Source organism: Oscillochloris sp. ZM17-4 (assembly GCF_019599295.1).
Taxonomy (GTDB): Bacteria; Chloroflexota; Chloroflexia; order Chloroflexales; family Chloroflexaceae; genus Oscillochloris.
Genome location: NZ_JAIEWN010000083.1, coordinates 1 through 10,924 on the forward strand (window position 1 = coordinate 1; position 10,924 = coordinate 10,924).

The following is a 10,924-nucleotide window of genomic DNA, read 5'->3' on the forward strand; positions in this document are numbered from 1 at the left end:
TTAACTTGTGACCAATGGGCTTAGACAAATCACACCTGAGGGTAATATCTTTACTGTATACACAGATAGGCATATCACCGCTAAAGATCTACTCTTCGCTCTTTCCCAGGCCGAGATAAAAATAGTGTCCTTTCGTGATATTAGCACCTCGACCCATCGCATTTTTCTTGTCGATAGAGGTGATTCATGACGCAAACTATAGCATGTATTGTAATGCTTATATGGCAACCTATTCGGCAAGCTATAGATTGGGTTGCAGGACAAATAAATCGTGCAGGGACATTCATTGCTACGCCCCCGCTACTTCGACGCATTGATTACTGGCTATTGCTCAACCGGCCACTAATTTGGAGTACTCGAATACATATCATTGTCTGGCGATCATTATTAGCATTGATCGGACTCTGTATTCCAGGCTCGATAATAATCATTCCTCTCGGCGCAGGCCTTGCTATCTGGTTTTTTGTGACTATTGTTATCAGTTTTCAATGCGGTGTGCTGACTCGCTGGATTCGCGCAAGTAGAACCGTAGAGCGGGAATATGGGGACACCTCCCCGTGGCGCGTATATATTGAATTAGCATTAATCACCATATGCACCTCTATTATGTTTCTTCCATCTCTTGCGCTTATCGAGGTTCTCAAGATCAATGCAGCATCTCAGTATGACTCTCAACAGATGACTGTAGATATTAATACTGTAGATGAGGTGGTTTCTAGCCGGCTTAACCAACTTAAGACTGAATATCCCCAGTTTGTGCAGGATGAAACCACAAACTTATCCGACTGTGAGCAAGTTATTGAATACACAAAGGCGCTAATAGCAGTTGATGCAACATTCTTTGATAAATTAGCCATGAGTGGTGAATCACTAAAAGCGTATGATGATAGAATTTTAAACCATATAGAAAATATAGATCAGCTAAAAAATTACTGCTCAACCCTTAGCCTAGTTCACTCTACTCGGGATTTTGCGTTTTCACATAGTGGCCTCGGCGAGGTATTCTTCTACGGAATGCATATAGTAATAGTATTCTCGGGGTGGTTTTGGGTTAATGCTCGATATTACCCTCTTCGTGTATTCGCTAGTTTAAGCATAATTATCATAATTGGAATTACGATTGTTTCCATTGCAGCAATTGTTGCATTCGGGTTTCCTTTGCTTTCTGATTGGATTCTTAGGCGACCTTTCCGGGAAGTCTCTGTATCTCATTTTCTAAATGTTTTGGCTGTAACTACAACTCTGGCGACAGCGGTTTCACTTCAGGTAATCTTTTCAATAAATGAACGGCAGATCTACTCACGAGAGAAGGCATATCTAATCACTGCACTCCCTCTTCTACTGTGCGCTGCAGTAATTCTTGTCAATGTTGCTTTTGTGAGGTCGATCATCATTGTAGGGATGTCGACATTAGGCCTTGCCATTGCTCTTTTCCTCCTCTTGCCAGCGCTTAAGAATCAGCAAAACAAACTTTATAGCCTCCCCGAGGAATGACAATGGCACGGTTTCTCGCCAGAGCTCGCGATGCGCTAACCCAGGGTGATCTTGCAACTTGCTGCGAGGTGTTACGCACTGCTCAGGCAGAGATACCGCGTCGCTATCACAATGAGCTCATCTTGCATCAAGCAGGCGTTCAGAAACTTCGCGACGATGAGCGGCGGGGAATCCAAAGTGAAGAAGCCCTGGCCCGCGAGCGCCGAAGGCTAACCGGTGCCATACTCGACCTTCTCGACCTGATTGAGAAGGCTAAGCCAACATCCCCACCTGCCGGAAAAGCAGAGGCCAATCTAGCATCGAGCAGCCTGGCAGTGCTAGAGTCACTCCAGCAGATCCTCGCATCATTGCAAGCTGGGCCACAGCTATCACATGCCGGGTTAGAGATTACTATCCGGCGTAACGGAGATGGGTATGCTGCGGATGCGCGATTCACCTCGCCAAAACATGACGTGTCGCCTGCGAGTAATGTCCTGATCGCTATTGACTTCATGGAGCTGCAAGCACTCAGTCTGGATCCTGTCGGCTATGGGAGGGCGCTTGCAAAAGGCCTCTTCTCCGACCCGCAGCTACGGGTAGCCTATCAGCAGATCCGCGCTGTTGCCCAGCAGATCGGCGCCCTGCGGCTGCGGCTGCGCCTCGACATCAGCGCCCCCGAGCTGCACGCCCTGCGCTGGGAGCTGCTGCGCGACCCCGAGAATGACGAGCCGCTAGCGCTCAGCGAGCGGGTACGCCTCTCGCGCTACCTGGAGAGCCGCGACTTCACGCCGCTGAATATCCCCCTGCGGCCCGACCTGCGTGCCCTAGTGATCGTCGCAAGTCCCAGCAACCTGGGGAGCTTTCAGCTGGCCGAGATCGACGTTGACGGCGAGGTAGCCCGCGCCCAAACCGCGCTCGGCGATCTACCGACAACAATCGTCGGTGGGCACCCAGCGGCCCAGCAGCAACGCGCAACCCTGGCGGCGATTGCTGCCGCCCTACGCGACGGCCCGCAGCTCGTGCTGCTGATCTGCCACGGCACGATCGTCAATGGCGAGCCGCTGCTCTGGCTTGAGCGCGATGACGGCATGGCCGACCGGGTCAGCGGGACGGTCTTTGTCGAGACGTTAGCTCAGCTCCCGGCCCAGCCCCTGCTGCTGATACTGGCATCCTGCCAGAGCGGCGGGCGCGGCTATGATGACACCCTAGCCGCGCTGGGCCCAAGCCTGGCACGGGCCGGCATCGCCGGGGTGCTGGCTTTTCAGGGCAACGTGCCGGTGAGCACCGTGCGCCGCCTGCTGCCGCCGCTCTTCGGCGAGCTGCGCCGCGACGGGAGCATTGACCGGGCGCTGGCCGCAGCCCGCGCGGCGATCCGCCAGCAAGCCGAGTGGTGGCTGCCGGTGCTCTGGCTGCGCGTGCGCGACGGACAGCTCTGGCACATGGAGCAGCCGGTGTCACCAACAACCCCGGTGGCCATAGCTGGCCCGGTGCCGCTGGAGCCGCCCGAGGGCACGATGCGCCCCGACTCGCCCTTCTATATCGAGCGTCAGCCCGCCGACCGGATCGCCCTGGCGACCGCGCAGACCGCACAGGGCGGCACGCTGACGATCAAGGGGCCGCGCCAGGTCGGCAAAAGCTCGCTGCTCATTCGGGTGATGGCCGCCGCCGGCGAGGTCGGCAAGCATGTGGCCTACCTCGACTTCCAGCAGTTCGACGAGGGTGCCCGCGCCGACGCCAACACCTTCTTCCTCCAGTTTGCCCGCTGGCTGGGCGACGAGCTGGGCCTGGCAGAGCTGCGCGAGGCCGACTGGCCGCTGGCCCTGGGCACCGTCCAGCGCTGCACGCGCTATGTCGAGCGGGTGCTCCTGCCCGCGCTGGGCGGGCCAGTGCTGCTGGCGATGGACGAGGTGGACAGCATCCTCGACTGCCCGTTCCGCACCGACTTCTTCGCGATGCTGCGGGTCTGGCACAACAACCGAGCCATGCCCAACCGCCCGATCTGGCGCAAGCTTGACCTGGCCCTGGTCACCTCGACCGAGCCCTACGAGCTCGTGCAGAACCTGCACCAGTCGCCCTTCAATGTCGGCGAGGTGATCGAGCTGATCGACTTCGACGCCGCCCAAGTCGCCCGGCTCAACGCCCTCCACGGCAACCCGCTGTCGCCGGGCGACGAGTCGCGGCTCAGCGACCTGCTGGCTGGTCAACCATATCTGACCCGGCGGGCGCTCTACCTGGTGGCTGATGGTCGGCTCGGTGCCGAGGAACTGTTCGCCCAGGCGGCCAGCGAGGGCGGCCCCTTCGGCGAGCACCTGCGCCGCCACCAGCAGCGGCTGAACGAGCGGCCCGAGCTGGCGCAGGTTTTCCGGCAGATCCTGCTCACGCAGCGCACCAGCGACGACCGGGCCTTCTGGCGGCTGCGTGGGGCCGGGTTGGTGCGGCGTGAGGGCGAGCGCAGCCTGGCCCGCTGCCAGCTCTACGCCGACTACTTCACGGAGCGTCTGCGATGAGCACCCAGAACATCTACACCGTCGGCGGCACCGTCCAGGCCGGGCAGGGCATCTACGTGCCACGCAAGGCCGACGATGAGCTGCGATCCCTCTGTCAGGCCGGCACCTTCGCGTACATCCTCACCGCTCGCCAGATGGGCAAGTCGAGCCTGATGGTACGCACTGCGGCACGGCTGGAAGAGGAGGGCACACACACGGCCTTGATCGACCTGACCAAGCTTGGGGCCAAGGCCAGCGCCGAGCAGTGGTACCTGGGCTTCCTGGTCGAGCTGGCCGATCAGCTTGGCTTGGCAACCGACGTGATGGACTGGTGGACGGCGCAGGAACACCTGCCGATGGCCCAACGGCTGAGCCGCTTCTGCACCAAGGTAGTGCTAGATGAGCTTATTGCGCCGGTGGTGATCTTCGTCGATGAGATCGACAGCACCCTGAGCCTGGACTTCACCGACGACTTCTTCGCCGCCATCCGCGCCCTCTATAACGCACGATCTGATAACGCGGAAGTGCGTCTGCTGACCTTCGTCTTGATCGGCGTGGCCACACCGGGTGACCTGATCCGCGACCCCAAACGGACGCCCTTCAATATCGGCACACGCGTTGATCTCGAAGACTTTACCCCTGAGGAAGCCGCGCCTCTCGCCGCTGGCCTGGAAATTCCTGAAGATGAGTCCCAAAGAGTACTAGCCGATATATTGCGCTGGACTGGCGGACATCCCTACCTCACTCAGCGACTGTGTCAAACTCTAGCTGTGCGCGAAGAGGGTGGCTGGAATGCGGCGACGATTGATGCAACTGTCCAGGAGACATTCCTTGGCGACCAAAGTGAGCGCGACCATAACCTACAGTTCGTGCGCGATATGCTGATCGAGCGTAGTCCAGATAGAATCGGTGTACTCCGACTCTATCAGGCTATTCGGGTTGACCGGCGACCTATACCCAACGAAGAGCAGTCTCTCTTTCACGCCCATCTGAAGCTCAGCGGCGTGGTGCGACGCAGCGAACGTTACCTGCGCCTGCGCAACAGAATCTACGCTGAAGTTTTCAACTCTGCATGGATTAGGCGCCACTGGCCGCTGAGTTGGTGGCAAAGCATTCCAACAGGTGTGCGGATTGCTGCTGGATTTGCACTAATTCTTTTAATGTCTTTGATGGTTGTGGCTTTTATATTAGTACAAGCACTTAAGGTTTCCGAGACACGCCGTATACAAGCTCAACAACTTAGTGATCAAATTCGAGGCCAAGCTATTGCTGACGCAGCACAAGAGGCAATGAATCGTTCTCTGCCAGATCAAGCTCTTGCTCTTGCTCTTGCCGGTATCCAATCACCAATGCCCGCTCCAGAAACAGAAAGGATTCTTGCTGACGCGGCTTATGCTCGGGGCGTGCGTTTAGAATTTGGTGAGCATCAAAATAATGTTAGTCTTGCCAGGTTAAGCTCCGATCTACGGATTGTGGCTTCTAGTGACTATGAATCGAAAGTCTTTTTATGGGAAGCTGCGACAGGCCAGCAAATGGGTGTTTTAAGTTACCCTGAAAATGTAGTTGATATCACATTTAGCCCCGATTCTCACAAGATCGCGGTTGCACTTGCGCACTCTATTCATCTGTACGATATTGTTTCCGAAAACGAATCAGACTATTTGCAAATAGATAATCCTTCAAAGCAGACAATAAAAAATATTGTTTTCACATCAGAAGGAAAAACTATTCTTATAGGTATTGAAATTACAGGTGATGGATTGCCGCTCACAGAGGATGATACTGGAGCCGTGATAGAATGGAATTATGGACGGAGAGAAACAAAATTGTTCACAGAAACGGCAGTTCCCGTGAAAACGTTAGTCATTAGCCCTAATGGGCTACTTGTAGCTTGGGGCTCTGATAGGGGTTCAAATAACAATGCCACACTAGGCGTAGTAAATTACCCCTCAGGAACTGACACTAAACTTTTTAAGGTGCAAAATGGGGTCTCGGTTATCGCCTTTAGTCCAAATAACCGACAACTAGCAACGGCGTCCCATGGCAATGGGATTGATATTTGGGATTTAGATCAAGCGAATTCGATGCAAAGCTTTCGAGTAACAGATGTCGTAGAAAGTCTGAGCTTTAGCCCTAAGGGAGATCTTCTTGCAAGTGCCGAGCAGGGAGGTTTAACTGTTCGTAATGCAATTACCTTGGATGCAATTTCCTATTGGAGTTATCCACGTACAAAAATAAGAGTTGCTCAATTCAGTACTGATGGTCGATCGCTGCTTTCAACTTGGGGACATAAATTACGTATTTGGGATACAACATCGGTTCATGAGCCTCAGTCTATCGAATCTATTGGATATAACGGTGTATCTATAAGCGAAGATGGTCGGAGCTTGCTGGTTTTACATGAAAACGGGATAGATTTAATCGATCTCATAAATAAAGCTACAATACAACATCTCGTTATTCCCGAATCTTACTCTTCAGATCCTCTTACAGATATAAGTTTCAGTAATGACGGAAACGAGATTATGGCAGTAAGTGGCTGGATGAAACTACTACGATGGGATCGTCATACTGGTCGCTTAATTCAGCAACTACAACTCACACCTGGTGGTATTTATGCTTGGCGTGTGGGTTTCAGTCCTGATCGAACCCGCCTCCTCGTAAACTCTCCTGAGAGTAACAAATTTGAAGACACGGCTACTATTTGGGACACCGCTAATGGCACAAAGCTTGGTTCGTTTTATATTAGCTTCAGCCCATTCTCGTTTGCATTTTCAAGAGATGGTAGAAAAATCGCACATGAAGACGAGGAATATCAAATCACTTTGCGTGATAGTGATACGGGCTCCATTACTCGAAAGTTTGTTGGACATGAAGCAGATATCGATGCAATTGCCTTTAATAACGATGGAACACTAATAGCAACTGCATCAGAAGACGAAACTGTACGTCTTTGGAATGTATCAACTGGGGCCGAGGAAAAGCGCCTTGATTTATCGTCAGTGGTCACAGCGATTGCATTCAGTGCTAATGACGAACTTATGCTAACAGGTGGTAGTGATGGGATGATACGGATATGGGAGATCTCGACATGGCGTGAAATTCGCCGTTTTACAGGACATAATGACAGCATAAGGGTCGCAATGTTTACAGGCGATAGCCGCTACGTTATCTCCATTGCGCGTGACGATACACTATGGTTCTGGCGTCTAGAAAATATCGACGAACTTCTGCAATGGATTGCCGATCATCGATTTGTTCCGATATTAACCTGTGAACAACGTGCTAGATTTGGCCAAGAACCGCTTTGCGATGCTGGTCAGCAGTTACCAGCAACACCCATGCCCGCACCTGTACCTGCACCTGTTCCTATGCCTGTACCCTCTCCATACAGTAACTAATGTACATTTATCAAGATCGAGATTGTGGGAAACATGACAGATCAAGATGACCCTCAACAACCTGATTCCCTAATTGCGGGCGAGCTCAAACCATTAACTGATTTGGCACAAGAGTTCGGCCTGTCTTATAATTCTTTACGGGGCTATGCTATAAGAGGACGCTTGCGTGCCACTAAATTCGGTCGCCAATGGGCATCAACACGACAGGCCATCCTCGAATACCTTGATAGTCGCCAGAAGGAACATATCCCCAAGAAGTATCGCGACCGGGCTTGACAAGTAGATCAGTTTCGATCTACTATACTCGCAAGAAATGACGAGACCCGGCCGGTGTTGGTCGCACCTCCGGGTCTCTAACCCCGCAGTCTGTGCTAGCAGACGGTGAGGCTGGGTCGCATGATAGCATATCGTGCGGCGACCTCCAGCAGCACCCTGCTGCGCTGTTCCCAGTGAATGGCGCGAGGCGATGGGGTGCTGTATTCGCGTCTGGCCCCAGGTCATTTCCCGCCAGGCTCGCGTCGGAGGTCGTCGTGAACACGATAGTCCTGTCCTCGTGCGCGCGGCGCACCTCCGGCGAGGAGGTCGTCGCCATGGCTCCCCGCCCCCAACCACCGTCCACGCCCTGCCCCGCCCCGATTCACCAGCGAACCCACCGCCGCCGGCCGCTGCCGGATCTGCGGCGCACGCCTGTGCCCTCCCAGCATCGCGACCACCGCCGGCGGCCACGTTCACCTCGGCTGCGCTGAGCGCGCCGCGTACACGGCGTGGCACCGCCGCCAGCTGGCAGCGGGCATCCACGCGCTGATCATCCTCAGCGTCGTGGTGAGCCTCGCGCTGCACCGCGATGACACCGCGCTCCTGATCGTCGTTCTCGTGGCTTGGCTTGCGCTCCATAGTCGCCTGCACGAGCGGGTTTGGCACTACCTTGCCCGCGACCTGCGCCGGCTGCTGCTGGGGCGTCTCAGATGATTCGCTGGTGAACTACTATGGCAACTATCCTCACGGTTGATGTGACCATCCAAGGCATCCGACCGCTGCTCTGGCATAGCTTTGGCCCCGAGACCATCCCGGTCAGCGGGAAGCGCGAGCGCACCGGCGTCGCCGGCAACGACCCCGACGAGTGGCGGCGCACCGTTCTTGTCACCCCCGAAGGCCAGCTCTATCTTCCCGCATCGGCGGTTTTCGGCTGCCTGCGCGACGGTGCCCGCTTCACGCGCAAGGGGCGCGGCAGCATCCAGCCAGCCCTCGTCGCCACCCTCCAGATCGTTGACGAGCACGTCGTGATCAACCGCTTCTTGCCCGAACCGCTCCCGACGGATGTGCAGTCCCCGGTCTTCCTCCACATCAGCTCGGTCAAGAACCCGGCCACCAAGGCGCGCAATGTGCGCTACCGGGTTGCCGCCTCGGCCGGGTGGCAGACCCGCTTCACACTCCAGGTAGACCCCACCGTGATCAGCCGCGGGGAGCTGGAGGCCGTGGTGATCGACGCCGGCCGGCTGGTCGGCATCGGGAACGGCCGGCAGATCGGCATGGGCCGCTTCGAGGTCCGGTCGTTTGCGGTGCGTGAACGCTGATCTGCACATGGCCAGGCGAGGCTTGTCCAGGCGTGGCTAGGCGCGGCCAGGCGAGGCCGGGCACGGCGTGACAAGGCATGGAGCGCGACGGGAGCCTCGACCGCTCCCGTCGCTAGGAAAGGCATACGGATGCCCAGGAAGCGACGGCTCCCACGCGAGCTGTGGAATCAGATCCGCCGAATGGTGTGGGAGCGCGACGGCAAGCGTTGCCAGGGTCCCTATTGTCGCGATGCCGCACCGCTCCCGCTTGACGTCGTGCATATCGACCACACGATCCCACTGAGCGCCGGCGGCACCAACGCCATGCAGAACCTGCGCGTCCTCTGCCGGCGCTGCCACGTCCTGCGCGCCGGCCGCGCCCACGCCGGGATGATCGCCGCCGCCCTGCGCGACGGGATCATCCCGCCCGACTGGCGCGGCTTGGTTTGGGATGAAGCGCCCGCCGAGGAAAGGAATAATCCATGAGCGAGGATACCTTTGACCAACCCACGATTGCGTCACCGGCCCGGCGCCGCACGCGACGCCTGGTGCGCTGGGGGAAGCGCCTTCGCCAACGCCGCCTCCCTGGCCTGCCCAGCTGGCTTGAGGCGCTGATCGCGGCGCTTGTCGCCACCCTCATTGGCCTGGTCGTCCTGGCGGCTACTGGGGTCTTCTGGCTCTGGGGTGCGAGCTACACGTTACAGGGTATCGACCGCAGCCTGGCCTGGATCGCCACCACCCGCAACCTGCCGGGCGTCCTGACCTGGTGGCGCGGGCTCGGCGACTACCAATGGGCCGTGCCAGCCGCCTTCTCGTGCAGCGAGATGATCTGGGCACCGATCCGGCGATTTCTGCCCAAGGCCCAGGGGCCGGTGCTGGTGATCGCGGCGATCTTCTCGGCCGTGGACATCTTCACCACCCACCTGGGCCTGGCCATCCGCCAGCCCTGGCGGCTAATCAGTGCCATCGCTCTGACCTTTCTTCCCGAGAGCGCCGGCCTCTGGGCGCTCCAGTTCATCGCCGAGGGCTGGATGAACGTCTGGGCGACGCTGCAGCACCCCGTGGAGGCATGACCATGATCGCGACCTTCTTCCGCTGGCTGGACGACCCCTTCTTCGCGATGAGCTTCTTCCTGGTCGCGGTCGCGGTGTGCTGGTGGGGTGCCCGCTCCCTGCGTATGCGGAGAATGCGGCTGCAGCGGGCCACCGCCCCGACTGCGCGGCGGCCCTATCAATCCCAGACGCAGCGCGAGCGCCGCCACGCGCCGCCACGCGCTGCCCTGAGCGCTCTGCCGGGAGCAAAACACCTGCTGGCCGGCGAGGCAGCAGCTACCGCGCTGCCGCTCACCGCCTGGTGGCCGCAGATCGTCGACTCCCCGATCACGGTGATGATCGTCGGCGAAAGCCAGAGCGGCAAGAGCACCACCGCCAGGGCGCTGCTCGCCGAGCGCGCCCGGACTGACCAGGTGGTGATCCTCGATCCGCACGAGAAATTCAATAGCTGGGGCGGGCTCCAGGAGGCCGTCATCGGTCGCGACCGCGACCTGGAGGCGATTGTCGCCACCGTAGTGAAGCTACAGGCCGAGTTCGAGCGCCGCTTCAAGCGGGGCGAGACCGTCGAGCGCGGCCTGAGCATCTTCATCGACGAGGTGCCGGCGATCATCGCCGCCGCGCCCGAAGTATCCGACTACCTGGCGGCCTGGCTGCTGGAGGGGGCGAAGGCGCAGTTCCGCGTGGTCTTCCTGACCCAGGAGCCCGGCGTCGAGGCCCTCGGTCTGAAGGGCAAGGGTCGGGTGCGGCTCTCGACCCGCAAGGTGCTGCTCGGCGCCTACGCGGCCGGCGTGCCTGGGGCGCTGGCATGGCCGGCGGCGATTGAGGTGCGTGGAGGCATCGCCAGCATCGACGCCTCAGCACTCCCGGCGATGGCCGCCCGCGCCGCAGCGATCGACCCGGCGATTGCCTGGCGCGTACCGACCGAACCGGCTCGGGACAGCGACGATTCTGACACTTTT

General features: G+C 57.8%; 8 protein-coding genes and 1 pseudogene. All 9 read left to right on the plus strand.

The features are described 5' to 3' along the window. Positions 1–465: 465 nt before the first annotated feature. Positions 466–1,494: a hypothetical protein gene (locus K2Z83_RS26855; protein WP_220598243.1), complete on the plus strand. Its 1,029-nt coding sequence runs from the start codon at positions 466–468 to the stop codon at positions 1,492–1,494. A gap of 2 nt (positions 1,495–1,496) precedes the next feature. Then, a pseudogene (locus K2Z83_RS30275) lies at positions 1,497–1,730 on the plus strand (hypothetical protein); the annotation flags it as partial. A gap of 255 nt (positions 1,731–1,985) precedes the next feature. Next, positions 1,986–3,980 (plus strand): AAA-like domain-containing protein, encoded by a 1,995-nt coding sequence (locus K2Z83_RS26860; protein ID WP_255604545.1) that lies wholly within the window; start codon positions 1,986–1,988, stop codon positions 3,978–3,980. Beyond that, positions 3,977–7,360, plus strand: a complete 3,384-nt coding sequence (locus K2Z83_RS26865) for an AAA-like domain-containing protein (protein WP_220598245.1) — start codon at positions 3,977–3,979, stop codon at positions 7,358–7,360. The genes K2Z83_RS26860 and K2Z83_RS26865 overlap by 4 nt, the downstream gene beginning before the upstream one ends. Before the next feature lie 33 nt (positions 7,361–7,393). After that, positions 7,394–7,636, plus strand: a complete 243-nt coding sequence (locus K2Z83_RS26870) for a helix-turn-helix domain-containing protein (protein WP_220598246.1) — start codon at positions 7,394–7,396, stop codon at positions 7,634–7,636. Positions 7,637–8,346: 710 nt separating this feature from the next. Beyond that, positions 8,347–8,934 carry a hypothetical protein gene (locus K2Z83_RS26875; protein ID WP_220598247.1) on the plus strand — a complete coding sequence of 196 codons (588 nt, stop codon included), beginning with the start codon at positions 8,347–8,349 and terminating at the stop codon, positions 8,932–8,934. Positions 8,935–9,114: 180 nt separating this feature from the next. After that, a complete protein-coding gene (locus tag K2Z83_RS26880) occupies positions 9,115–9,399 on the plus strand; it encodes an HNH endonuclease (RefSeq protein WP_255604546.1) in 285 nt (94 codons plus the stop codon). Continuing rightward, entirely contained in the window at positions 9,396–9,986 is a 591-nt protein-coding gene (locus tag K2Z83_RS26885) for a hypothetical protein (RefSeq protein WP_220598249.1), read from the plus strand. The genes K2Z83_RS26880 and K2Z83_RS26885 overlap by 4 nt, the downstream gene beginning before the upstream one ends. Then, the coding region (locus tag K2Z83_RS26890) for a type IV secretory system conjugative DNA transfer family protein (protein WP_220598250.1) at positions 9,983–10,924 on the plus strand (942 nt) is incomplete at its 3' end. The genes K2Z83_RS26885 and K2Z83_RS26890, both read left to right, overlap by 4 nt.

Bases quoted from the DNA above. Each gene is read 5' to 3' on its own strand.
- K2Z83_RS26860 (WP_255604545.1), top strand. From the start codon at position 1,986: ATGGAGCTGCAAGCACTCAGTCTGGATCCTGTCGGCTATGGGAGGGCG.
- K2Z83_RS26865 (WP_220598245.1), top strand. From the start codon at position 3,977: ATGAGCACCCAGAACATCTACACCGTCGGCGGCACCGTCCAGGCCGGG.
- K2Z83_RS26870 (WP_220598246.1), top strand. From the start codon at position 7,394: ATGACAGATCAAGATGACCCTCAACAACCTGATTCCCTAATTGCGGGC.
- K2Z83_RS26875 (WP_220598247.1), top strand. From the start codon at position 8,347: ATGGCAACTATCCTCACGGTTGATGTGACCATCCAAGGCATCCGACCG.
- K2Z83_RS26880 (WP_255604546.1), top strand. From the start codon at position 9,115: ATGGTGTGGGAGCGCGACGGCAAGCGTTGCCAGGGTCCCTATTGTCGC.
- K2Z83_RS26885 (WP_220598249.1), top strand. From the start codon at position 9,396: ATGAGCGAGGATACCTTTGACCAACCCACGATTGCGTCACCGGCCCGG.